Origin of the sequence: Chryseolinea serpens (assembly GCF_900129725.1) — a bacterium.
GTDB classification, from domain to species: Bacteria; Bacteroidota; Bacteroidia; order Cytophagales; family Cyclobacteriaceae; genus Chryseolinea; species Chryseolinea serpens.
Genome location: NZ_FQWQ01000002.1, coordinates 853,417 through 878,178, shown reverse-complemented (window position 1 = coordinate 878,178; position 24,762 = coordinate 853,417). Strand labels below are relative to the sequence as shown.

Below are 24,762 nucleotides of genomic sequence, written 5' to 3'. Positions count from 1 at the left end.
CACTACTATTGTCCTTTACCCACGCCTGTCAAACACCCGGCAGCCCCGTGTAAGTTGCGTCAGTTTGACATAAGAAGGAGACCATGTTTAAAAGTTTGCCCATACAACTCGTACAAGAAGAATCGGACGACCTTATTCAAATGATCAATCCGGAACAGGAATCGGACCTGAAACCCGAGGACCTGCCCGAAGAACTTTCCATACTGCCCATCAAAAACACCGTATTATTTCCCGGTGTAGTCATTCCCATCACCGTAGGGCGTCAGAAATCCATCAAGCTGGTGAAAAAGGCCTACCAGGGTAGCCGGATCATCGGTGTGGTGGCCCAAAAGAATTCCCAGGCTGAAGAACCGACCGTGGAAGATCTTTACCGCGCCGGCACCGTAGCCCGCATCATCAAAATGCTGGTTCTTCCCGATGGAAATACCACCATCATCATCCAGGGAAAGAACCGTTTTGCCATCAAAGAGTTCGTACAGGAAGAACCGTACCTGACGGCCCACATTCAGCTTCAATCCGAACCTAAGCTCAACGCCAACGGCAAGGAGACCAAAGCGTTGGTGCAGTCGCTGAAGGATGCGGCCACAAAAATATTAAAACTCAATCCCGAAATTCCCATCGAAGCCCAGGTGGCGCTGGACAACATTTCCAGCATGGCCTTCCTGGTCCACTTCCTGGCATCGAACCTCAACGTGGAGGTGGCCGAGAAGCAAAAGATCCTGGAGACACAAAACCTCGTCGATCGCGGCACACTGCTGTTGCAGTACATGCTGAAAGACATTCAGATGCTGGAGATCAAGCACGAGATCCAAAAGAAAGTACACACCGACATCGACCAACAGCAACGCGACTATTTCCTGCGTCAGCAGATCAAAGTGTTGCAAGACGAGTTAGGCTATGACGGTCCCGATAAAGAAGTAGAAAAACTGCGCAAGCGTGCCGAGAACAAAAGCTGGCCGCAACCCGTGGCCGACCACTTCAGCAAAGAGCTCGACAAACTTTTGCGCATCAACCCGATGGCTGCCGAATATCCCGTGGCCATGAACTATGTAGAGTTCATGCTCGACCTGCCGTGGGGTGAGTATACGTTGGATGATTTTGATTTGAAACGCGCCAAGAAAATTCTGGACCAGGATCATTTCGGTTTGGAAAAAGTGAAGACGCGCATCCTGGAATATTTGGCCGTGCTGAAATTGAAACAAGACATGCGCGGCCCCATCTTGTGTCTCTACGGCCCTCCCGGCGTAGGTAAAACTTCTTTGGGACGTTCCATTGCCAAGGCGCTACAGCGCAAATACGTGCGCATGTCGCTGGGCGGCGTGCACGATGAAGCGGAGATCCGCGGTCATCGCAAAACGTATGTGGGTGCCATGCCGGGTAAAATTCTTCAGAACCTGAAGAAAGCACAATCCTCGAATCCCGTATTCATCCTGGACGAGATCGACAAGGTGAAAGCCGATTTCCGCGGCGATCCCTCTTCGGCCATGCTGGAAGTACTGGACCCTGAACAAAACAACACCTTCGGCGACAACTACCTCGAAGTGGAATACGACCTCTCGAAAGTGTTGTTCATCGCCACCGCCAACGCACTCGACACCATCCATTCCGCCTTGCGCGATCGCATGGAAGTGATTGAGGTGTCGGGCTATACGCTGGAAGAAAAAGTAGAGATCGCGGCCAAGCACCTTGTTCCCAAACAACTTAAAGAGCACGGTCTGAAAACTTCCGACGTAAAAATATCGCGTGCCGCCATCGCGAAGGTGGTGAACAGCTACACGCGCGAGTCGGGCGTACGCAACCTCGAACGCAAGATCGGCACCTTGGTGAGAAGCATCGCCAAATCGGTGGCCATGGAAGAGCCGTTCGACAAAATGGTGACGGAAGAGACCGTAACGAAAGTGCTAGGCGTCGAAATTTTTGACGAAGAATTATATCAAGGCAACGACATCGCCGGTGTTGTGACGGGTCTTGCCTGGACGCAAGTGGGCGGCGAGATCCTGTTCGTGGAATCGAGCCTCAGCAAAGGCAAAGGCGGTCTCACCATCTCCGGACAGTTGGGTGATGTGATGAAAGAATCGGCCATGGCGGCGCTTTCCTATCTCAAGTCCAATGCCGACGCCTTGAACATCGATCACCGTGTCTTTCAACAATACGACCTCCACATTCACGTGCCGGCCGGTGCCGTTCCCAAAGACGGACCTTCGGCAGGCATCACCATGTTCACGTCGCTGGCCTCCATCTACACGCAGCGGAAAGTAAAAGCCAAGCTGGCCATGACGGGTGAAATCACACTCCGCGGAAAAGTGCTGCCAGTGGGCGGCATCAAGGAGAAAATACTGGCGGCCAAACGCAGTGGCATAAAAGAATTGGTGCTGAGCTCCAAGAACCGACGCGACATCGACGAAATCGAAAAGCACTATCTGAAGGGATTGGTGTTCCACTACGTCGATTCCGTGGAAGAAGTGATGAAGATCGCGCTGCTGAAAGACCAGGTGGACAAGCCCATGAAGTTTGTTTTTGCCGAGCAAAAGATTCACGCCTGAAATGCCTATTTTTGAAGGTGATAACCCCTCACTCATCGTAAAATCAAGGCATACCCGTGCGGAGAAAACTTTTGCTTTATTTCCTGATGGCCGTTCCCGCAACGGCCTTCGCGCAGAACGGTGTTCGACAATCCTTTGAATTTCTCAACATGCCCGGCCATGCCCGGTTGGGTGGTTTAGGTGGTGTCAATACATCCCTGGCCGATCGCGATGTCAATTTCTTTTTCAGCAACCCAGCCTTGAACAGCGACTCGCTGGCGGGAATGGCTTCGGCTTCCTACCAGTTTTACGTGGCCAGCATTGGACAGGCCTCGGCAGCCTATTCGCACCAATTCAAAAAATGGGGAACGCTGACGTTTGGTCTGCAGCACCTCAGTTACGGCACCATCAAGGGCTATGACGCCACCGGGCAGCCTACACAGGATTTTAAATCGGGCGAGACGGTGTTGGCCGTGAGCAAAAGTCACCAGGTGTCGCATTTCAGAATTGGTGTGAACCTGAAAATGGCGTTCTCCAACATCGCCGGCTATCGCGCCAGCGCGCTGATGGTCGATATCGGTGGATTGTTTGTTCACCCCACGCAGGATCTGCGCGTGGGCATGGTGGTGAAGAATCTTGGCGCCGTGTTGTCGCAATACACGGAAACCAGCCGCGCGAAACTTCCCTTCGATGTGCAGTTGGGTGTAACGTTCAAACCCGAGCACATGCCGTTGCGTTTTTCCATCACCGGCTACAACCTGGCCCGTACAAACGTTGACTACGCCGCTCCTCCCGATCCTGCACCCGGCGCATTTGATAAGGTCATGCGGCGTCTTACCTTTGGGGCCGAGGTGCTGCTGCACCGGAATGTGAATGTGCTCGTGGGATATAATTATCTCGTCCACCAGGAACTGAAGCTGGCCAATGCCGGCGGAGGCGCGGGGATAACGTTCGGCTTTTCCGCCCGCATAAAGTCGTTTGAATTTGTATTTAGCCGTGGCGGCTATGTGGTGGGCAATGCAGGGTACACGTTTACCCTTTCCAAAAATATCGATACACTGATGAAGCGAAGACAGCTATGATGGATCCGAAGTATTTAACACCGAAACAGATCGTAGAGGAACTTGATAAATATATCATCGGCCAATACGAAGCCAAACGGAACGTGGCCATCGCGCTGCGCAACCGCTGGCGCCGCATGAACGTGAAGAGCGACATCCAGGGTGAAATTGTTCCCAATAACATTCTCATGATCGGCGCCACCGGCGTGGGTAAAACCGAAATTGCCCGCCGCCTGGCCAAGATCGCCGATGCACCGTTTGTGAAAGTGGAGGCCTCGAAATTTACAGAAGTGGGCTACGTGGGCCGCGACGTCGAAAGCATGGTGCGCGACCTGGTGGAGCAGTCCGTGAACCTGGTGAAAGCCAAGAAAAAAGAAGAAGTAAAAGAAAAGGCGGCCAGCGCCGTCGAAGAGATCATACTGGATGCACTGATCCCACCGATGCGTTCAACAACGTCGAAGTCGGCCGGATTTGCCACGGGCAATCACGAGGTGACCGACGGCGAGCCGACCAGCGATGTGGAGTTGAACGAGCGCACGCGTCAGCATTTCCGGGAGAAGATCAGGAACGGTGAGTTGGAAGAACGCAAGATCGACATCAACATCAAGGGCGCTTCCGGTCCCAACATCGGCATGGTGGGTGGCGGCATGGTAGACGAAGTGTCGATGATGAACTTGCAGGAGATGATCAACGGCATGATGCCCAAGAAAAGCAAGAAACGGAAAGTGACCGTGGCCGAAGCCCGCCGCATCCTGCTGGAGGAAGAAGCAGCCAAGCTCATCGACATGGACGAAGTGAAAGAGGAAGCCATTCAACGCGCGGAGGATGCCGGCATCATTTTCATCGACGAGATCGACAAGATCGCTTCCGGCAAAAAAGGTGGCGGCGGCGGACCCGATGTGAGCCGCGAAGGCGTGCAACGCGACCTGCTACCCATCGTGGAAGGCAGCACCGTGAACACCAAACACGGCGTCATCAAAACCGACCACGTGCTGTTCATTGCCGCGGGAGCCTTTCACATTTCAAAACCATCGGACCTCATCCCCGAGTTGCAGGGACGTTTCCCCATCCGCGTGGAATTGAGCAACCTGACCAAGGAAGACTTCGTCCGCATCCTGAAAGAACCCCGCAATGCGCTGACCAAACAATACCAGGCGCTCTTTGCCGCCGAAGAGGTGGACATCACCTTCACCGACGACGCCATCGACGAGATTGCGAGCACTGCGTTTGCCATCAACACGGAAATGGAGAACATCGGCGCCCGAAGACTGCACACCGTGATGAGCAAATTGCTGAACGAATTCCTCTTCGATGTGCCGGACAAAATTTCCACCAATGCACACATCAGCGTCAACGCCGAAATGGTGCGCGCCAAGTTGAACGACCTGGTGAAAAATAAAGACCTGAGCCAATATATTCTCTGATGTCATGATTGCCGCTTGTTCCCTTCTGGATGTTCGCTGCAGGAAGCTTTTTTCTATTCTGAACGAAAGCCTGGCCTGCGGATGAAATTTTGGGTGGGAATATGGTTTTGTTGCCTGGCCTACGGCGCCGCTGCGCAGACCGACGCAGAAGTTTCCGTCGTGCCACCCCAGCGCAAATACGATTCCATCCGGGCGATCAACATCAAACCCTATCCCGACCATTTTTTTGTATGGCCCGTGATCAAGCAACGCCGCCTCGATTTCGAGATGGAAGATCTGCCGGCACGCGACCGGAAAATTGCATACCGCTCCAACCGGCCCTACGGGTTTGGGCTGGGCGTTTATCTTTTTGAAGTGGCGGCCGAACTGACCTTCTCCATCCCGGTAGACGAAAAACAAAAAGATCTTTACGGCGAATCAAAAGCCCGCGACCTGCAACTGAACATGCTGGGCAAACAATGGGGATTGGATGTCTACTCCCAGAAATACCAGGGCTTCTACATCGATGATCCTTCGGCGAAAGTACCCGCCGGCAAGCCTTACCCACAACGTCCCGATATCACTACACACAATCTCGGCTTTACGGGGAACTACGTTTTCAACAACAAGAAATTTTCCTTTCGCTCAGCCTACAACTTTGCCGACCGGCAATTGCGCAGTGCGGGATCGTTCCTGTTGTTCACCTCCATCAGTTCGTTCAAAGCGCAAGGCGACTCGGCCATTCTCGGGAAACACTACCAGTCTGAATTTGGCGGCGACTCCGGTATCGAGCAGATCAAGTCCACCACGTTTGCTATCGCACCGGGCTATACCTACAGCCTTATTCAACGCGGTTTCTTTTTGAATGGAACGCTGGCGGTGGGGCCGGCACACAACTGGCTGTACTACCGCCTGGAAAACGGCGGCACATTGAACGACATCAAGTTCTCGGCTTTCATCGTGGGGCGCATCGCCATGGGCTACAGCGGCGATCGGTTCTTTGGAGGCCTTAGCTTTGTGACACAAAACAGCACCGCGCAGTTCGATCACGTGAAGCTGACGAGCTCTACGGGTACGTTCAAAATTCTTTTTGGCTACCGCTTCAAGGAATTCGGCATTTTAAAGAAGCGCGTGCGCGATCTGCCCCGGGCGCTTGGGCTGGGCAGCTAGGAACTAGTCTTCCTTGCTTTTGGGATAATCAAAGAAAAGCATCTTGCCCTTTCCCCAGGCGGCGTCTTTCCAATGTTCCAGGTTGAGTTCAAAGGCCACCACACCACACGTGGGCACGTTGTCGATGTCCATCTCGCCATCCATGAGGGAGTTCACAAAATCGGTGAGGCCCGGGTTGTGACCAAACAGGATCGCCACATCGTGTTTGTCGTTGATGTCTTGCACGGCCGAGAGCATGCCCACCTCGTCGCCATGGTAAAGCGATTTCTCCTTTTTGATCTTTTCCTTTGGATAGCCCAGCACTTCGGCGATGCGCTTGGCGGTGCCGAAAGCGCGTTTAGCGGGGCTGGAGATCATGACGCTGGGTTGGATGGCTTTTTCTTTGAGGCGTTTACCCATGCGGGGCGCATCGCGTTTGCCGCGCTCGTTCAGCGGGCGGTCCAGGTCGCTCATCGTCGGGTTTTCCCAGCTGGACTTGGCATGACGGATTATGTACAGTGTTTTCACCGGGTAAATTTACTTCCAAAAATCTTAATCTTATCTTAGCGGCTTCATGGCGAATGCTAAAGAAATAAGAAGGAAAATCCGGTACGCCGTTGTTTACCGATTTGTTAAGTTTTTGATTTCCCTCTCCCGGGCCATGCCCCGCACCTGGTGGCTGGCATTCTGCGGCGGCCTGGGGAAACTGGCCCGCGTATTCGCCACCAAAACCCGGAACCAGGTACTGGACCACCTGGCGTTCGCCTACGGCTCCGAGATGACCCCGAAAGAGGTAAAGAAGATGTCGTGGAAGGTTTTTAAGATGCTGGGCACCAATACGGGCGAAATGCTCCGCGCTACCCAGGTGAAAGATCTGGCCGGATTGGAAGAATTCTTAAAAACGGATGGTCTGGAGAACTATGAAAAAGCCATCAAAAAAGGAAAAGGCGTCATCTTTCTCACTCTCCACATGGGTGCTTTCGACCTCCAGGTGAGCAACATGGCCCTGCGCGGCCTCAATCCGAACATCATCGGCACACCGCTCAAAGACGAACGACTCAATGCCCTGTTGTGGGACTATCGCAATAAATACGGCGCCATCGCCATTGAAAGAGGACGGGAAACCTTTCGCCTCATCAAAGTTTTAAAGTCCGGTGGTTCTGTGGCCCTGCTGATCGATCAGGACACAAAAGTGAAAAGCCGCTTTGTGAATTTCTTTGGAAAACCGGCAGCCACCCCGGTAGGCGCCACCGTGCTGGCGCTAAAGACAGGGGCGGCCGTGGTGCCCACCTACGTCTACCTGGGCGACGACAAATTACAACACATGCACATCCTCCCGGAAGTCCCCATGGTCATCACCGGCGACGACGAAGTGGACATGGTCTACAACACCCAGGTGCTCACCAACTTTATCGAGGCCACCATACGCAAACATCCCGACCAGTGGGTGTGGATGCACGAGCGGTGGAAAACAAAACCGGGAGAAGAAATTGCCTGATGGATCGGTTGATGCAACCGGTCACTTCTTGAAAATAAAATACACCGCCAGGATCAGGAACACAAACCCGATGAGGTGATTGAGTCGGAAGGTCTCCGTTTTAAACAACAACAACGAAAAGGCTACAAACACCACCAGCGTGATCACCTCCTGGATGATCTTGAGTTGCAACAACGTGAACGGCCCGCCATATTCCTTGAACCCCAGCCGGTTCGCCGGCACCTGCAGCATGTACTCAAAAAACGCGATGCCCCAGCTGATGAGGATCACCGTGATGATCGGCAGATGCTGACTCCATTTCATCTCCTTAAATTTCAGGTGACCATACCAGGCTAACGTCATAAACGTGTTGGAGAGAACGAGGAGGATAATGGTGTAAACACTTCGCATACGAAATCATATTGAACCGCAAAGACGCAAAGAGCGCAAAGAACCTGTACTTAACTTTGCGCTCTTTGCGACTCTGCGGTGAAAAATTACTTTACCAGCTTCTTATACTTAATCCGGTGCGGCTGCTCATCACCAAGCCGCTTCCGCTTATTCTCTTCATACTCACTGAACCCACCCTCAAACCAGAAGACCTGAGAATCGCCCTCGAACGCCAGGATGTGCGTACAAACGCGATCCAAAAACCACCGGTCGTGAGAAATGATCACCGCACAGCCGCCAAAGTTGTCCAACGCTTCTTCCAATGCACGCAGCGTGTTCACGTCGAGGTCGTTGGTGGGCTCATCCAACAACAGCAGGTTGCCGCCTTGCTTCAACGCAATGGCCAGGTGCACGCGGTTGCGCATACCTCCTGAAAGTTCCTTCACCTTCTTCTGCTGATCCGTGCCGTTGAAGTTGAACTTACCCACGTAGGCGCGGGAGTTCGTTTGTTTGCCGCCAAGTTCCATCAACTCGTTGCCGCCGGTGATGGCCTGCCAAACGGTGTCGTCCGGTTTCAAGTCGTCGTGCTCCTGGTCCACATAGGCGATCTTCACGGTTTCGCCCACCGTGAACGAACCGGCATCCGGTTGTTCCTTGCCGATAATCATCTTGAACAAGGTGGTCTTACCCGCACCGTTGGGGCCGATGATACCCACAATGCCGGCCGGGGGAAGCGAGAAGGTGAGGTTTTCGTAGAGCAACTTGTCGCCATAGCCTTTGGCCACTCCGTTGGCTTCGATCACTTTGTTGCCCAGGCGGGGTCCGGGCGGAATGAAGAGTTCGAGTTTCTCTTCTTTCTCGCGGGTTTCCTGGCTCAATAATTTTTCGTAGGCGCTGAGGCGGGCCTTTCCTTTGGCTTGCCGTCCTTTCGGGTTCATGCGCACCCATTCCAACTCGCGTTCCAACGCTTTTTGGCGTTTAGACTCCGATTTTTCTTCCTGGGCGAGGCGCTTCTGTTTTTGCTCGAGCCACGAGGAGTAATTTCCTTTCCAGGGAATGCCTTCGCCGCGGTCCAGTTCAAGGATCCAGCCGGCCACGTTGTCGAGGAAATAGCGGTCGTGGGTCACGGCGATGACGGTGCCTTTGTATTGTTTCAAGTGTTGTTCCAGCCAGTAGACCGATTCGGCGTCCAGGTGGTTGGTGGGTTCGTCGAGGAGGAGCACGTCGGGTTCCTGCAGCAACAGGCGGCACAGGGCTACGCGGCGTTTTTCACCACCTGAAAGAAATTCCACTTTCGAATCCGGCGGCGGGCAACGGAGAGCGTCCATGGCGCGCTCCAGTTTGTTGTCCAGTTCCCAGGCGTTGGCGGCGTCGAGCTTTTCCTGGATCTCGCCTTGTTTGGTGATGAGCTTGTCCATGGCGTCGGGATCGTCCATGACAGCAGGGTCGGCAAATTTTTCGTTGATGGCTTCGAATTCCTTCAGCAACGCCACCACCTCTTTCACGCCTTCTTCCACGATCTCTTTCACGGTCTTGGTCTTGTCGAGCAGTGGCTCCTGTTCGAGCAGCCCCACGCTAAAGCTGAGGTCGGACACCACTTCGCCCTGGAATTCCTTGTCGATACCCGCGATGATCCGCAGCAACGACGACTTACCGGAGCCGTTCAAGCCCAGCACGCCGATCTTGGCGCCATAGAAAAAAGAGAGGTAAATGTTCTTAAGTACTTGTTTACTGGGCGGATAGATCTTGTTGACCCCCGCCATAGAAAAGATAATTTTTTCGTCGGCCATTGTTATCGGGTTGTTGAAAATGATTGCTGGGAGAGCGCAAGGCAATACGTGCACGGTCTCAAACGTTCAACCAGCATACGCCTTGGTGGGCGCAAATATGGCAAAAAAACATTCTCAGGTGTAACAGACCCGGCAGGAAATCCCGTCTTCGCTTAAAGCTCCCACCTTCGCTAAAGCTCCCACCTTCGCTAAAGCTACGGCGGGCAAGACGGCGGGCAAGGCACCGGGTGACATCTGTGCCTCGTTGAAATTTCGGCGCATACCTGTGGCGGGCTTGCCCGCCGTAGCTTTAGCGAAGGCGGGTTACCTATTAAAGAAGAAATCGATTTAAAATTGAACTTTTGGGGCCTGGATAACGATAAGGGAAATAAAGTTTGTTTTGATCAATTAAATTATATTTTTGCGGGAAATTAACGGAGGACTAAAAACTATGTATTGGACGCTTGAACTTGCCTCTTACTTAGAAGATGCGCCTTGGCCGGCTACAAAAGATGAGTTGATAGATTATTCCATCCGCTCCGGCGCGCCACTGGAAGTTGTCGAAAACCTCCAGGAACTCGAAGATGACGGACAGCCCTACGAAAGCATCGAAGAGATCTGGCCCGACTATCCGACGAAAGAAGACTTTTTCTTTAACGAAGACGAATACTGATCTGCTCCTCTGGAGACAACCATAACAGGAAAGCCGGCGATAGCCGGCTTTTGTCTTTTCTAGCCCCGCCCTTTACGGGACCGCAGCAGGGCCTCGGCCACCACCAGGTCTTCGGGCGTGGTGATCTTGATGTTTTCATAGCTCCCCTCGAACAAGGAAATGGCATGTCCCGCCCGTTCGGCCACACTGGCATCGTCGGTGAGGGTGTCGTCTTCTTTCAGGGAATAGGCTTTTTTGATGAGATCGACCTGGAAGGTCTGTGGCGTCTGGATGAGCCGGAACCGCGACCGGTCCATGGCCTTGGTCGTGTCCTGGTCCGTCATCCGGATCGATTCCTTCAGCCTCACCGCCGCCACCGCCGATTTATGGACGGCCGCCAGCCGGAACGAAGCGCCAATAATGTCTTCGTGGATCAACGGCCTCACGCCATCGTGGATCGCCACCAACCCGTCGCCGTCGATTTTATCCAGTCCATTCTTTACGGATTGAAACCGGGAATCACCCCCGCGCTGGAGAATTAAAGGTTTATGGAACTTGTGACGAGTGCACAGCATCTCCCAGGTGGCAAAGTCGTCGGCGGGGAGCACAAGGATGATGTGGATGTTTTCGCTGTAGCGATAGAACGCCTCGAGCGTGTGCAGCAACACCGGCTTGCCATCCAATTCCAGGAACTGCTTTGGCGTGCTACTTTTTATGCGCGTGCCTTTGCCACCGGCGACGATGAGGGCGTATTCTTTCATGATCTCCTAAAAATAAGAAAACAAAAAAGGATCGTGACTGAGCACGATCCCCGAATTATGAACAAACAAACAAAACCGTAGTTAGATGATCAGCATGGCATCGCCATACGTCAGGAATTTATACTTCTCCTTCTTGGCCACCTTGTAAGCCTCCATCGCCAGGTCATATCCCGCGAAAGCGGAAGCCATCATGAGCAATGTCGACTCGGGCATGTGGAAGTTGGTGATCATGGCGTTGCAGATCTTGAAGTCGTAGGGCGGGAAGATGAACTTGTCCGTCCAGCCTTCGCGGGCCTTCAGGCGGTTCGTGGCCGACACGGCCGATTCCAGTGCCCGCATCGTTGTGGTGCCAATGGCGCACACGTGATTTTTATTGTCGAGCGCCTTGTTCACGATATCAACAGCCTCCTGGCCCACGATAAAATTCTCGGAATCCATCTTGTGTTTGGTGAGATCTTCAACATCCACGGGACGGAAGGTTCCCAAGCCGATGTGCAGCGTCACATAGGTCATGTCCACGCCTTTGATCTGCAGGCGCTTCAGCAACTGGCGTGTAAAGTGCATGCCGGCGGTAGGGGCCGAAACCGCGCCTTTGTGTTTGGCGAAGATGGTTTGGAACCGCTCTTTATCTTCGGGTTTGATCTTGCGTTTGATATATTTAGGCAGCGGGGTTTCGCCCAGGGTCTCCACCACTTTGTCGAACGCGGCAGAGTCGCCGTCGAACAGGAAGCGGATCGTGCGGCCGCGGGAAGTGGTGTTGTCGATCACTTCGGCCACCAGGTCGCCATTGCCAAAATAGAGTTTATTGCCTACACGGATCTTGCGGGCAGGGTCTACCAGCACATCCCACAAATGCATTTCGGCGTTGAGCTCGCGAAGCAGGAACACTTCGATCTTGGCGCCGGTCTTTTCCTTGCGTCCATAGAGGCGTGCGGGGAACACCATGGTGTCGTTGCCGACCATCACATCGCCTTCCTTGAAATACTCCACCACGTCTTTGAAGATCTTGTGCTCGATTTTGCCAGTATCCTTATGCACCACCATCAGGCGCGATTCATCCCTGTTTTCGGCAGGGTCGAGGGCGATAAGATTGTTCGGGAGTTCAAACTTGAATTCTGATAACTTCATATTCGTGAAAGCAAAAGGAGCCCAATAAAGGGTAAATTTTTTTATGAGGGGCAAAAATAAGTCAAGAATTGCCCTTTTCGACAAAAGACCCCTCTTTTTTAAAGAGTGTAACAAAAAAGCGGTTTTTAAGTCTATAGGGCGTAATTCGAGCACAAAATTGCCGACAAACCCAAAGTCTACTAACCGCGTTAAAAGTTCCTGAATGAAGACCTTAGCCCAGATCTACGAGAGTTTTCGCTTCGCCTGGAGGGCGCTCAAATCGAACGTGTTGCGCACGATCCTGTCGTTGCTGGGCGTAACCGTCGGCATCTTTGCCATCATTGCCGTGCTCACCATCGTGGACTCGCTGGAGAAAAACATAAAAGACAGCCTCAATTTCCTCGGTACAGGGGTTATTTATGTCGAAAAATGGCCTTTCATAGCCGACGCCGACGGCGAATACCGATGGTGGGATTTCTGGAACCGGCCCAACGCCTCCTATAACGAATTTAAATTTTTGCAGGCCAACCTCAAGCACGAGAGCAGCATGGCCATTTTCGCCATCAAGGGCAACGTCGTCCTGAAATACGGCAACAACAGCATCAGCCAGATCCGCCTGCTGGGGGGCAGCGAGGGCTATGATGCGGTCCAGGACATAAACATCGACAAGGGTAGATATTTTACCCCCGAAGAGATTGGATCGGGACGCAACGTGGTCATCCTCGGCAATGAAGTTGCCGCAGCCTTATTCGTCAACGGCAAGGAACCGATCGGCGAATTGATCAAGATCAAAGACCTGAAATACACCGTGATCGGTGTTCTTCGCAAGGAGGGCCAGAGCTTCCTGGGCACACCCAGCAAGGACTACATGGCCTTCGTTCCATATCAGTCCTTCCGGAGACTCTACCAAACCGGCACCGGCCTCCCACAAGAAATTACCTCGCGCATCGGCTTGAAAGGCTACGAGTCCGATGTGGGCCTGGTGGAACTGGAGAACGAAGCCCGGGGCATTCTCCGCACACGCCGCGGGTTGAAGCCCGATGAGAAAGACAATTTTGCCATGAACCGCCCCGAAGCAATTGCCAGCGTGATCGGCCAACTCTTCGACATCGTGGGCATCGCCGGCTGGATCATCGGGGGCTTCTCGATTTTGGTGGGCGGTTTTGGCATCGCCAACATCATGTTTGTGTCGGTGAAGGAACGCACCAGCATCATTGGACTGCAAAAATCATTGGGTGCAAAAAATTACTTCATTCTCTTCCAGTTTTTGTTCGAGGCCATCTTCCTGAGCTTGATCGGAGGGCTCGCGGGATTGTTCCTCGTCTTCCTCATCACCTTCATTCCCATGGGAACCCTGGTGGTGACGCTCACGATCAAGAATATCGCGCTGGGCCTCGGCGTCTCCTCCGCCATTGGCTTGATATCCGGCATCATACCGGCCGCCCTGGCTGCACGATTGGATCCTGTGTTGGCCATTCGCGCAAACTAGCGCTGTTAAAAATTTAAAAGCATTTGAATCCCGGAATGACCTTCCGGGATTTCTTTTTTTATTGGCTTGCCGGATGCCTGGGCGAACGATCTCCTTGAATCCTCCCCAACCTTTTCTATCTTCAAGCCAGTAACTCATTAACCCTATCCGAATGAAAATATGGTTTACCCTCCTCGTCCTCCTCGGAGGATGTTTGCCGTTATGGGCACAAGACAAAGACAAAAAATGGGACGTGGCCACACCCCCCGCCGCCGCCCACACCAAAGAGATCAAGCTCACCACCGACGAAGGCACCTGGCTGAACGTTGACGTGAGCCCCGACGGAAAAGAGATCGTCTTCGATTTGCTGGGCGACATCTACACGCTCCCCATCCAGGGCGGCAATGCCAAAGCACTGCGCAGTGGCCTGCCTATGGAAGTACAACCCCGCTTTAGCCCCGACGGAAAATTCATCGCCTTCACCAGCGACGCCGGCGGAGGTGACAACATCTGGGTGATGAAACGCGACGGCAGCGATGCGCACCAGGTGACCAAAGAAGATTTTCGCCTGCTCAACAACGTGAGCTGGACACCCGATGGCAACTACCTCGTGGCCCGCAAGCACTTCACCTCGCAACGCTCCCTGGGCGCCGGCGAAATGTGGATGTATCACATCTCCGGTGGCACAGGCCTCCAATTGACAAAACGCAAGAACGACCAGCAGGACGTGAACGAACCTTCCGTTTCTCCCGACGGCCACTACCTGTATTTCAGCGAAGACATGTATCCCGGGGGATTCTTCCAATACAACAAAGACCCCAACAGCCAGATCTATGTCATCAAGCGCTACGATTTTCAAAAAGGCGAAACGGAAGTGCTAACGGGTGGCCCCGGCGGCGCCGCCCGTCCGCAGGTGTCGCGCGACGGATCGAAGCTGGCCTTCGTGAAGCGTGTGCGCGAGAAGTCGGTGCTCTACATCCACGACCTGAAAACAGGAGAGGAGTGGCCTATCTATGACGACCTCAACAAAGATCAACAGGAAGCCTGGGCCATCTATGGCGTATATCCCGGCTTCAGCTGGACACCCAACGATGCCGCGATTGTGATCTGGTCGAAAGGAAAGATCAAAAGTATCGACGTAGCGTCTCAAAAAGTGACCGACATTCCTTTCCATGTGGAGGCCACGCTGAAGATATCAGAAGCCTTGCATTTCAAGAACGCCGCCTTCGCGGATGAATTTACAAGCAAGGCCATCCGCCATGCCGTGACATCGCCCGACGGAAAAACGTTGCTCTTCAATGCCGTGGGATACCTCTGGCGCAAAGAGCTCCCCAACGGCGCGCCCCAACGCCTCACGGCCTCCAAAGATCTTGAGTTTGAACCCGCCTTCTCAGCAAACGGCAACGACATTGCCTACGTGACCTGGGGCGACGAAACATCGGGCGCCATCTACACGCTGAACCTGAAAACAAAAGGTGCAGCGCCAAAAAAAGTTACCACTGAAAAAGGGATCTACCGCACACCCGCCTTTTCGCCCGATGGCAGCAAGCTTGTTTTTGCCAAAGAAGAAGGCAACGATCACCAGGGCTACACCTACACAAAAAATCCAGGCCTCTATTGGATGCCCGTGGCAGGAGGGGAGATGAAACGGATCGTGTCGCAGGGAGAATATCCCCAGTTCAACGCCAACGGTACGCGCATCTTCTACCAGACCGGCGGCTATCTTTTTGGTGACCTCACTAAAACGCTGAAGAGCGTTCGCCTCGATGGAGGCGACGAGCGCACACTGGTCACGTCCAAATATGCCAACCGCCTCGTGCCTAGCCCCGATGAAAAATGGATCGCCTTCACACAACTCCACAAAGCATTCGTAGCCGCCATGCCGGCCGTTGGTCAAACGATCGACCTTGACTCTAAATCAACCGGCTTTCCCGTCACCCAGCTTTCCCGCGACGCCGGCATTAGCCTGCACTGGTCGCGCGACAGCAAAAAAGTTTTCTGGACGCTCGGCGAAGAATACTTTGGCAACGACCTGAACAAGCGCTTCAAATTCCTGGCCGGTGCACCCGACACCTTGCCACCGGTTGACACCACCGGCATCAAGATCGGTCTCAAAATAAAATCGAACACACCCGACGGTCGCGTGGCCTTCACCGGCGCCCGCCTCATCACCATGGAAGGCGACGCTGTGATCGAAGACGGCACCATCATCATCAACAAAAACAAGATCGAAGCCCTCGGCAAGACCGGCGAAGTCACCATACCCGCCGGGACGAAAGTGATCGACGCCAAAGGCAAGACCATCATGCCCGGCATCATCGACGTGCACGCCCACCTGGGCAACTTCCGCTATGGCCTCAGCCCGCAACAGCAATGGGAGTATTTTGCCAACCTGGCCTATGGTGTGACCACGGCGCACGACCCGTCGTCCAACACGGAAATGATCTTCAGCCAAAGCGAAATGATCAAAGCCGGCAACATGATGGGCCCGCGCGTGTTCTCCACGGGTGTGATCCTCTATGGCGCCGATGGCGACTTCAAAGCCGTAGTGAACAGCCTCGACGACGCCCGCAGTGCCATCCGCAGGACAAAAGCTTTTGGTGCATTCTCGGTGAAAAGCTATAACCAACCCCGCCGCGAACAGCGCCAGCAGATCATCCAGGCGTCGCGCGAGCTGGGCATCGAAGTGGTTCCCGAGGGAGGATCTACTTTCTATCACAACATCAGCATGATCATGGACGGCCACACGGGCATCGAACACAACATCCCCGTGGCACCGCTCTACAACGATGTGATCACGCTTTGGAAAAACAGCCAGACCGGCTACACACCCACGCTCATCGTGAACTATGCCGGCCTCACCGGCGAATATTATTTCTACCAAAACAACAACGTGTGGGAAAACACCAAGCTGCTCACCTTCACGCCGCGCGGCATCATCGATGCACGGTCGCGTCACCGCACCATGGTACCTCCCAAGGAATATGAGAATGGCCACATGCTCACGTCGCGCGCCTGCAAGACCCTGAGCGATGCTGGTGTGAAGATCAATCTCGGCGCACACGGCCAGTTGCAAGGCATGGGTGCACATTGGGAATTGTGGATGCTGGTGCAAGGTGGTATGAAACCCCTGGAGGCATTGCATTCCGCCACCATCAACGGCGCCGCCTACCTGGGCATGGACGACCAGATCGGTTCGCTCAAAGCCGGCAAGCTCGCCGACCTTATCGTGTTGGACAAAAATCCCCTCGACGATATCGCGAACTCAAACACACTGGTGTACACCGTCATCAACGGCCGTGTCTACGATGCCAACACCCTGAACGAAACCGGCAACTACACCACGCCGCGCAAAAAATTCTATTGGGAACAAAACAAATACAGCCAGAATTTCCCCTGGCATGAAGAAACGCACAGCTTCCAGTCGTTGCACTGCAGCTGTCAGACCATGCACTAAAATTTAAAGTCAACAAAAAACCTCCAGGTGTTCCCTGGAGGTTTTTTATTTGGGATAGTGTAATAATTAATCCTTTACTTCCTTCAATTCCTTGCTCTCCAAAACCTTCGCGGCTTCAGGACCTGCAAGTTTCTCTTTGATCCTCTTTTCCAAATCCTCCATCAGTTCTGGATTGTCTTCGATCAATTGCTTCACGGCGTCGCGGCCTTGGCCGAGTTTGTTGCCGCTGTAGGAAAACCATGAACCGGATTTCTGGATCACATTCAATTCAACGCCCAGGTCGACGATCTCGCCCGACTTGGAAATGCCGCGGCCATACATAATGTCGAACTCCACCACTTTGAAGGGGGGAGCAACTTTATTCTTCACCACTTTCACCTTTACACGGTTACCGGTGATATCGTCGGCAGCTTCTTTGATCTGACCAATGCGGCGAATGTCGAGGCGCACTGAAGCATAGAATTTCAGGGCATTACCACCGGTGGTGGTTTCGGGGTTTCCGAACATCACGCCGATTTTTTCGCGCAACTGGTTGATGAAAACGCAGGCACAGCCGGTTTTGCTGATGGTGCCGGTGAGCTTGCGCAGGGCTTGCGACATCAGGCGGGCCTGAAGACCCATTTTGCTTTCGCCCATTTCGCCTTCCAATTCACCTTTGGGTACCAAGGCCGCTACGGAGTCGATCACGATAATGTCGATGGCGCCGGAGCGGATCAGGTGGTCGGCGATCTCTAGGGCTTGCTCGCCGTTGTCGGGCTGGGAGATCAATAAATTTTCGGTATCGATGCCTAGCTTTTCGGCGTAGGCTTTATCGAAAGCGTGCTCGGCGTCGATGAAGGCCGCCAAACCGCCGGCTTTTTGGGCTTCGGCGATACAGTGCAGGGTTAGCGTAGTTTTACCCGACGATTCCGGGCCGTAAATCTCCGTCACTCTTCCGCGGGGAATTCCACCGATACCCAGGGCAATGTCCAGCCCCAGCGAACCGGTGGAAATGGCAGCGACGTCGGCAATCTTGTCGTCGCTCAGTTTCATGACCGTTCCTTTGCCGTAGGTCTTATCCAATTTGTCGAGGGTTAATTGAAGCGCCTTCAATTTTTCTTTTGCGTCAGTCATCTCTATCGTTCGTGTTTATAGTTACAAAAATGATTTGGGGTAGCAGGATAAACGTGGAGTTAAACTCAGATAACTCCCTCAGGGTTACGGCCAACTTGCCAAACGTTTACAGACCGGTGAAATTACGACTCTGGCCCTAATTTAAAAACGCGATGCGCAAGTATATCAACAGAAAAAATGCATTGATGTTTGCTTTGCTTTAAGGCGATGTAGCTAAGCAAATTTGTTTCAAGGAGTTGACGTTTTTCAGGAATGCCAGTAATAATTCTCCAAACCGTTTATATTGCAGGGTTGATCCGATAATGACCTTTGAGTTTAAACCCGTTCTACGTCAAAGATGAAGCGATCTTGGACACAAACTCTCCGAATAGATGCGAAAGCGCGTTGGTAAAATAATCAAGTGGACACTCCTGGGTCTGCTGGCCGTGATCACCGTCCTGGTGATAGCCTTCTGGGACCTGGTGCGCTATGGCGCCGAACAAGGCTATGGCCAATGGCACATCGTGTGGAATGCCCGGCCCGTGGAGGAATTCCTGACCGATCCTCAATTCCCGGACTCGCTCAAAGCACAACTCCACCTCATCGAAGAAGTGCGCAAATACGCGATCGATTCGCTCGGTTTGAAAGACACCAGGAACTACAAAACCCTCTACGACCAAAAAGGCGAGGAGGTGATGTGGGTGGTGCTGGCCTGCGAACCGTTCCAACTCAAACCCAAGGAGTGGACGTTTCCCGTGGTGGGCGCGGTGCCCTACAAGGGATTCTTCGACAAGGCCAAGGCCCTGGCCCTGAAAAAGGAACTGGAGGCGGAAGGCTATGACGTCATCATCCGGAATCCGGGTGGATGGTCAACGCTGGGGTGGTTCACCGATCCCATCCTCAGCAAAATGCTGAACCGGTCCGAGGGCGACCTGGCCAACCTCATCATCCACGAAATGTCGCACGCCACCATTTTTGTGAAAGACAGCATCGAGTTCAACGAAAACCTCGCCACCTTCATCGGCGACCGCGGCACGGAAAAATTCCTCATCGACAAATACGGCCTCCAGGGGAAGGAATACCGCACCTACATGGACGAGGACGAAGATTATCTCAAATTCGTCGACCACATGCTGCGCGGCGCCCTGGCGTTGGATAGTCTTTATAGCACCTTTCAAAAATCCGATTCCCTGGCCTATAAGCGGATGATGAAGGAAAACGAGATCCGCCGCATTGTCTTCAACCTCGACACGCTTTCCCTGGCATTGACGTCCCGGCCCAGTCAACGCTACAAGGACCGGTTGCCCAATAATGCCTATTTCATGAATTTCAGACAATACCAGGCCAAGCAGGACATCTTTGGCGATGAATGGCGCACACGTTTCCATGGCGATTTGAAGGCCTACATCAAATTTCTCTCTGAAAAATACCCGTTCCTCTGAAGCTCGGAGAACCTGGCTACGTTACCGCTCACGGAACTTTAAAACCGAAGAGGAGCGTTTGAATGTTACGGAAAAGAGCGACCGGTTAAGGAATTGTTAAGAAAGATGAGCGCGTTTTTAATGCCCTCTTTTATGGCTAATTTTGTACCAAAGAGTGAAAACTATGGGAAACAAGCAAATGCACAAAGTGCTTGTCGTTGATGATGAAGAGCCGATCTTGGAGCTTCTGAAATACAACCTCGAAAAAAGCGGTTACGAAGTAAAGACGGCTCTTGACGGCACCCGGGCAGTGGACATCGCCCGCAAGTTTGTTCCCGACCTCGTGTTGCTCGACATCATGATGCCCAAAATGGACGGTGTCGAAACCTGCCGCCTGCTGCGCGACATTCCCGAACTTCAGAAAACATTCGTGGTCTTCCTCACGGCCCGCTCCGAAGAATATTCCGAAGTGGCCGCCTTCGACGTGGGAGCCGACGACTATATCAACAAGCCCATCAAACCCCGGGCCCTCATGAGCCGCATCAGCGCCCTTTTCCGCCGCGACTCCAAGAAATCATCGCCCACCAGCACCATCACCATCGGCGATCTCACCATCGACCGCACCAGCTATACCATCAACATCCTCGGCCGCGAGATCAATCTCCCCAAAAAGGAATTCGAGTTGCTGTACTTCCTGGCCCAAAACCCCAACAAGGTGTTCAGCCGCGAAGACCTGCTCCAAAACATCTGGGGCTCCGATGTCTATGTGCTGGCCCGTACCGTGGACGTCCACATCCGGAAGGTGCGCGAAAAGATCGGGGAGGATTATATCACCACCGTGAAAGGGGTGGGATATAAGTTTAGCCTGAACTAAGCACCGCATTTCCACACTACCGCAGGGGTTAAGCCAAGGGAAACTAAAAACTATCGACTACCTTACAGCATGGTTTACAGTTCACGGGGAATGGCCCTTTTGCTGGCACTCTGCATCGCCCTGATCACGTCTTTATTCCTGTCGCTTTTCAAAAGCGTTGACCTGAGCGCCCTCTTCGTCGCGTTTGGCATCAGCTTCTCGGTATCTTATATCCTGATTTTTGTGGTCCTCGAGTTCCTCATTTTCCGCGAGCTTGACAAAGTGTACAAGCTGATGGGAAAACTGAAAAAGAAAGAGCTCTCCCGCATCGACAAACAGAAATCGGCCCCCCTCAATCCGCTGCGGACCATCAACGAGGAGATTTACTCGTTTGCCGAACTCAAGCAAAAGGAAATTGACGAACTGAAAAAACTCGAAGCCTTCCGCCGCGAGTTCATCGCCGACGTCTCGCACGAGTTGAAGACCCCAATCTTTGCGGCCCAGGGCTTTGTGCACACGCTGCTCGACGGCGCCGTGAACGACAAAACGGTGCGCACAAAATTTCTCAAGAAAGCCGCCAAAAGTCTCGACGGTCTGGACATGCTCGTACAGGATCTGCTCACCCTCTCGCACATCGAGACCGGTCAGATCAAAATGCATTTCGAGAACATCGACCTCTATAAACTCACGGAAGAAATTTTTGAACAGTTTGAAGAGAAAGCCGACCGCAAAGAGATCAAGCTGTCCATCGAAGGCTCGCCGCGCAAAGTACTGGTGTATGCCGACTGGCAACGCATCAACCAGGTGATGACCAACCTGGTCTCCAACGCCATCAAACACAGTTTCGATGGGGGTGAGGTAAAGGTCAGCTTCGACATCAGCAAAAAAAATATCGTGACCAACATCTCCGATACGGGCGAAGGCATCGCCCCGGAGCACCAGGCCCGCATCTTCGAGCGTTTCTACCGCGTCGACAAAAGCCGCAGTCGCGAAAAAGGAGGTACGGGGTTAGGCCTCGCCATTGTGAAACACATCCTGGACGGCCACAACTCCAAGGCCGAGGTGGAAAGCACACCTGGCAAGGGTTCGACTTTTAGTTTTAAATTGCCGCGTGTTAAGCCGCTGGAAGGTGGCGAGACCGAAGCAGCAAAGAACTGAAACCGAACTCATTAACCTAACTTATGCATCGTATTCAACGCGTTTTTACCCTTTTCCTGTTTGCCGTTGCCGCGGCGGCGCACGCCCAGGAAAAGACGCCCATTGTGGCCTCCGATCTCATGAAAATTGCCACCGCGAGCCAGCTTTCGGCCTCGCCCGACGGAAAGAGTGTGGTGGCGTCCGTCACCCGCAAAGCCACAAAAACCAACACCACCAACGGCAATACGGAATATTACTACACCCAGCACCTCTACCTGCTGGACCCCACCGGCAAGAAAGACCCCGTGCAACTCACCTTTGGCGACCGTCGCGACGGCCAGCCGGCGTGGTCACCCGACAGCAAATCGCTGGCGTTTGTCCGTGCCGATGGCGATGCAGCCCAGATCTGGATCTTGCCCCTCACCGGCGGTGAGGCCTATTCCATCACGAAAGTGAAATACGGCGCGAGCCGCCCCATCTGGTCGCCCGATGGAAAAAGCATCCTGTTCTCATCCGCGATGCCCTTCAGCGCCGTCGATGGCGAGGTGCCCTGGACCTATGAAAGACCGGGCCGCAAGCAACGCGACGAACCCGCCTGGAAACTGATGAAGGACGACGAGAAAAAGAACACCCGGTCAACCCCGGATGGATCCTTGACGGAAGTGCGCGCCTGGCTGGCCAAGAACGCCAGCGAAAAAAATCCCCGCGTGCTGACCCGCCTCGACTTGCAGGACGAACAAGACCTGGAAGCCGAAGAAAAATATACTCACCTGTTTGTGGTCCCAGCCCAGGCCGGCGCCGAAGCCAAACAGATCACCACAGGCTACCAAATCTTTAACAACGCCGACTGGAGCATCGACGGCAAAACCATTATCTGCAACTCCTGGAAACTTACCACGGCCCCAGATTACACCCGCAACAGCAGCCTGTGGACGCTGGATGCCGATGGCAAGAACCTGAAAGAACTTTTGAAAGTAGACGGCCACCCGATCAGCAATCCCGAATACGCTCCCGATGGAAAATCCATTTCCTTCATCATCGGGACCACCGAAGGATTCATGGGAAGGCAGAATGATATCGGGGTTGTTCCCGCCACCGGCGGCGAATACCTCAACCTGACACAGGGTTTTGATCGCGACATACAATCCCTGTCGTGGTCGGACGATGGAAAAACCATCTATTTCAATGCAGAATCCGATGGCGACGTTCCGTTGTACAGCCTTCCGGCGAAGGCCGGCGCCACCCCGGTGCAGGTTATCGGCGACGACAAAGGTGTGATGAACTTTACGGTGAAGGCCGGAAAGATCGTGTATGCTCAAACCGAAACCGGCAGTCCCTGGGAGGTCTATACCCTCAACCTGAAAGACAAAACCACCACCCAGATCACGAAGTTGAACACGGCTTGGATCGGTGGCAAAAAACTCATCTTCCCGAAAGAATACTGGATCACCCGCCCCGATGGCGTGAAGGTGCAGTATTGGGTGCTCGAACCTGTAGGCCGCAAAGACGGCCAGAAATATCCCACCATCCTGAACATTCACGGTGGCCCCACGGCCATGTGGGGACCTTCGGCGTTCAGCATGTGGCACGAATTCCAACTGGAAGCCGCTTGGGGCTATGGCGTCGTGTTTTGCAACCCGCGAGGCAGCGGTGGTTATGGTGACGCCTTCAAACGCGGAAACTTTAAGAACTGGGGAGCAGGCCCTGCCGGCGATATCCTGGCGGCGCTGGAAGATGCCGGGCAACAACATCCCTGGATCGACAAAGATCAGTTGTTTGTGGAGGGCGGAAGCTATGCCGGCTACATGGTGGCCTGGCTCATCGGCCACGACAATCGTTTCAAAGCCGCCAATGCCCAGCGCGGTGTCTATGACCTGACCACCTTTATGGGAGAAGGCAATGCCTGGCGCCTTGTGCCCGACTATTTCGGGGGATATCCTTGGCAACCGGAAACAAAAAAACTACTTGATGCCGAGTCGCCGTTGACCTATGTGGACAAGATCAACACGCCGTTCCTGATCATCCACGGCGACCAGGATTTGCGCACGGGTGTGGTCCAATCGGAAATGCTCTACAAGAGTCTGAAGATCCAGGGCAAACCGGTGGAATACATCCGCTATCCCAAGGAAGGCCACGAGCTCACCCGCAGCGGCAATCCTGGAAGAATGATGGACCACTTGCTGCGTGTGATCGAGTTTTTTGAGCGCTATGCGCACCACCCCGAACCGCCGGCAGCCTCCAGCACCACGAACTGAGATGAAATCATCGAAAATAAAATTTGAAGAGATCATTCTTTTCGAGGATGACGACTTTGTGGTGGTGAACAAACCACCCTTCCTCTCCACACTGGAAGACCGACACGAGAAGGTGAACCTGTTGGGATTGGCTCGCGAACACGTGGAAACAGCACAAGTGGGCCACCGCCTCGACAAGGACACGTCGGGTGTGCTGGCCATTGCCAAAAACCCGGAAGCCTATCGCCACCTGAGCATCCAATTCGAGAAACGCCGGGTGTCGAAGGTGTACCATGCCTTGGTGGACGGCATCCATAACTTTGACCACCTGTTGGTGGATATTCCCATTTTAAAGCAGGACGATGGTGTGGTAAAGCTCAGCCGTCGCGAAGGCAAGCCCGCGCAGACCTATTTCACGTCGTTAAAGCCCTACAAACAGCATACGCTGGTGGAATGTCAGCCCATTACGGGCCGCATGCACCAGATCCGGGTGCACCTGGCCTCGCTGCACGCTTCCATTAGCGGCGACGAGATGTATGGAGGCAAGCCCTTTTTTCTTTCGCAGGTGAAACGCGGTTTTAACCTGAAAAAGGACACCGACGAGGAGCCTTTTATGAAAAGGATGGCCCTCCACGCGTTTTCGCTGACATTCAACGATTTAGCAGAAAAAGAGCACCGGATCGAAGCGCCCTATCCCAAGGACATGCATGCGTTGATCCGGCAACTGGACCTGAATAACTAGTCGGATATTTCGCAGGATCGTCGAAAAACGAGGGTGGTTCGGGGTTTTGGATTTTAAGGGCGGCCAA

At 53.5% G+C, this 24,762-nt stretch carries 19 protein-coding genes; 13 read left to right on the top strand and 6 right to left on the bottom strand.

From position 1 onward, the window contains the following. Positions 1 to 83 precede the first annotated feature (83 nt). The 4 genes from lon to BUB30_RS17555 all read left to right on the top strand — a co-directional run bounded on the left by lon (position 84) and on the right by BUB30_RS17555 (position 6,156). A complete protein-coding gene (gene lon, locus BUB30_RS17570) occupies positions 84 to 2,543 on the top strand; it encodes an endopeptidase La (RefSeq protein WP_073136448.1) in 2,460 nt (819 codons plus the stop codon). 56 nt (positions 2,544 to 2,599) lie between these two features. Then, complete coding sequence (porQ, locus tag BUB30_RS17565) at positions 2,600 to 3,604, top strand: type IX secretion system protein PorQ (RefSeq protein ID WP_143164969.1); 1,005 nt, start codon at positions 2,600 to 2,602, stop codon at positions 3,602 to 3,604. Continuing rightward, entirely contained in the window at positions 3,601 to 5,007 is a 1,407-nt protein-coding gene (hslU, locus tag BUB30_RS17560; RefSeq protein WP_073136444.1) for an ATP-dependent protease ATPase subunit HslU, read from the top strand. The genes porQ and hslU overlap by 4 nt, the downstream gene beginning before the upstream one ends. An 81-nt stretch (positions 5,008 to 5,088) precedes the next feature. Continuing rightward, positions 5,089 to 6,156 (top strand): DUF4421 family protein, encoded by a 1,068-nt coding sequence (locus BUB30_RS17555; RefSeq protein WP_073136441.1) that lies wholly within the window; start codon positions 5,089 to 5,091, stop codon positions 6,154 to 6,156. Between the two features lie 3 nt (positions 6,157 to 6,159). Here the strand turns inward: BUB30_RS17555 and BUB30_RS17550 are convergent, their stop codons facing one another. Further along, complete coding sequence (locus BUB30_RS17550; RefSeq protein ID WP_073136439.1) at positions 6,160 to 6,663, bottom strand: SixA phosphatase family protein; 504 nt, start codon at positions 6,661 to 6,663, stop codon at positions 6,160 to 6,162. Positions 6,664 to 6,709: 46 nt separating this feature from the next. Here BUB30_RS17550 and BUB30_RS17545 point away from each other — a divergent pair, with 46 nt between their 5' ends. After that, the gene (locus tag BUB30_RS17545; protein WP_073136437.1) at positions 6,710 to 7,633 is read left to right on the top strand and encodes a lysophospholipid acyltransferase family protein; all 924 of its coding nucleotides are present in this window, start codon (positions 6,710 to 6,712) and stop codon (positions 7,631 to 7,633) included. Between the two features lie 21 nt (positions 7,634 to 7,654). Here the strand turns inward: BUB30_RS17545 and BUB30_RS17540 are convergent, their stop codons facing one another. Beyond that, positions 7,655 to 8,023, bottom strand: a complete 369-nt coding sequence (locus BUB30_RS17540; protein ID WP_073136435.1) for a DMT family protein — start codon at positions 8,021 to 8,023, stop codon at positions 7,655 to 7,657. An 86-nt stretch (positions 8,024 to 8,109) separates the two neighbouring features. Further along, on the bottom strand, positions 8,110 to 9,792 hold the full coding sequence (gene ettA / locus BUB30_RS17535) for an energy-dependent translational throttle protein EttA (protein WP_073136433.1): 1,683 nt from the start codon (positions 9,790 to 9,792) through the stop codon (positions 8,110 to 8,112). Between the two features lie 430 nt (positions 9,793 to 10,222). Between ettA and BUB30_RS17530 the strand changes: the two genes are divergently transcribed. Then, positions 10,223 to 10,444, top strand: a complete 222-nt coding sequence (locus BUB30_RS17530) for a DUF2795 domain-containing protein (protein ID WP_039751840.1) — start codon at positions 10,223 to 10,225, stop codon at positions 10,442 to 10,444. A gap of 59 nt (positions 10,445 to 10,503) precedes the next feature. Here BUB30_RS17530 and BUB30_RS17525 read toward each other — a convergent pair whose 3' ends face one another. Next, the gene (locus BUB30_RS17525) at positions 10,504 to 11,184 is read right to left on the bottom strand and encodes a 2-C-methyl-D-erythritol 4-phosphate cytidylyltransferase (RefSeq protein WP_073136431.1); all 681 of its coding nucleotides are present in this window, start codon (positions 11,182 to 11,184) and stop codon (positions 10,504 to 10,506) included. A gap of 81 nt (positions 11,185 to 11,265) precedes the next feature. Next, positions 11,266 to 12,312: a tRNA preQ1(34) S-adenosylmethionine ribosyltransferase-isomerase QueA gene (gene queA / locus BUB30_RS17520; RefSeq protein WP_073136429.1), complete on the bottom strand. Its 1,047-nt coding sequence runs from the start codon at positions 12,310 to 12,312 to the stop codon at positions 11,266 to 11,268. A 202-nt stretch (positions 12,313 to 12,514) separates the two neighbouring features. On the opposite strand from queA, the gene BUB30_RS17515 reads away from it, so the two are divergent. Together BUB30_RS17515 and BUB30_RS17510 are read left to right on the top strand one after the other, a co-directional pair. Further along, positions 12,515 to 13,780, top strand: a complete 1,266-nt coding sequence (locus BUB30_RS17515) for an ABC transporter permease (protein WP_073136427.1) — start codon at positions 12,515 to 12,517, stop codon at positions 13,778 to 13,780. 151 nt (positions 13,781 to 13,931) lie between these two features. Beyond that, positions 13,932 to 17,216: an amidohydrolase family protein gene (locus tag BUB30_RS17510; protein WP_073136425.1), complete on the top strand. Its 3,285-nt coding sequence runs from the start codon at positions 13,932 to 13,934 to the stop codon at positions 17,214 to 17,216. Between the two features lie 66 nt (positions 17,217 to 17,282). On the opposite strand, the gene recA is transcribed toward BUB30_RS17510, so the two are convergent. Beyond that, the gene (recA, locus tag BUB30_RS17505; RefSeq protein WP_073136423.1) at positions 17,283 to 18,329 is read right to left on the bottom strand and encodes a recombinase RecA; all 1,047 of its coding nucleotides are present in this window, start codon (positions 18,327 to 18,329) and stop codon (positions 17,283 to 17,285) included. A 371-nt stretch (positions 18,330 to 18,700) separates the two neighbouring features. Between recA and BUB30_RS17500 the strand changes: the two genes are divergently transcribed. From BUB30_RS17500 to BUB30_RS17480, 5 genes are all read left to right on the top strand, one after another. Then, positions 18,701 to 19,750 (top strand): aminopeptidase, encoded by a 1,050-nt coding sequence (locus BUB30_RS17500; RefSeq protein ID WP_084138203.1) that lies wholly within the window; start codon positions 18,701 to 18,703, stop codon positions 19,748 to 19,750. A gap of 163 nt (positions 19,751 to 19,913) precedes the next feature. Next, complete coding sequence (locus BUB30_RS17495; protein WP_073136421.1) at positions 19,914 to 20,603, top strand: response regulator; 690 nt, start codon at positions 19,914 to 19,916, stop codon at positions 20,601 to 20,603. Between the two features lie 90 nt (positions 20,604 to 20,693). Beyond that, entirely contained in the window at positions 20,694 to 21,740 is a 1,047-nt protein-coding gene (locus BUB30_RS17490) for a sensor histidine kinase (protein WP_317044202.1), read from the top strand. Between the two features lie 23 nt (positions 21,741 to 21,763). After that, entirely contained in the window at positions 21,764 to 23,974 is a 2,211-nt protein-coding gene (locus tag BUB30_RS17485) for a S9 family peptidase (protein WP_073136417.1), read from the top strand. 1 nt (position 23,975) lies between these two features. Beyond that, on the top strand, positions 23,976 to 24,695 hold the full coding sequence (locus tag BUB30_RS17480) for an RluA family pseudouridine synthase (protein WP_073136415.1): 720 nt from the start codon (positions 23,976 to 23,978) through the stop codon (positions 24,693 to 24,695). Positions 24,696 to 24,762 lie beyond the last annotated feature (67 nt).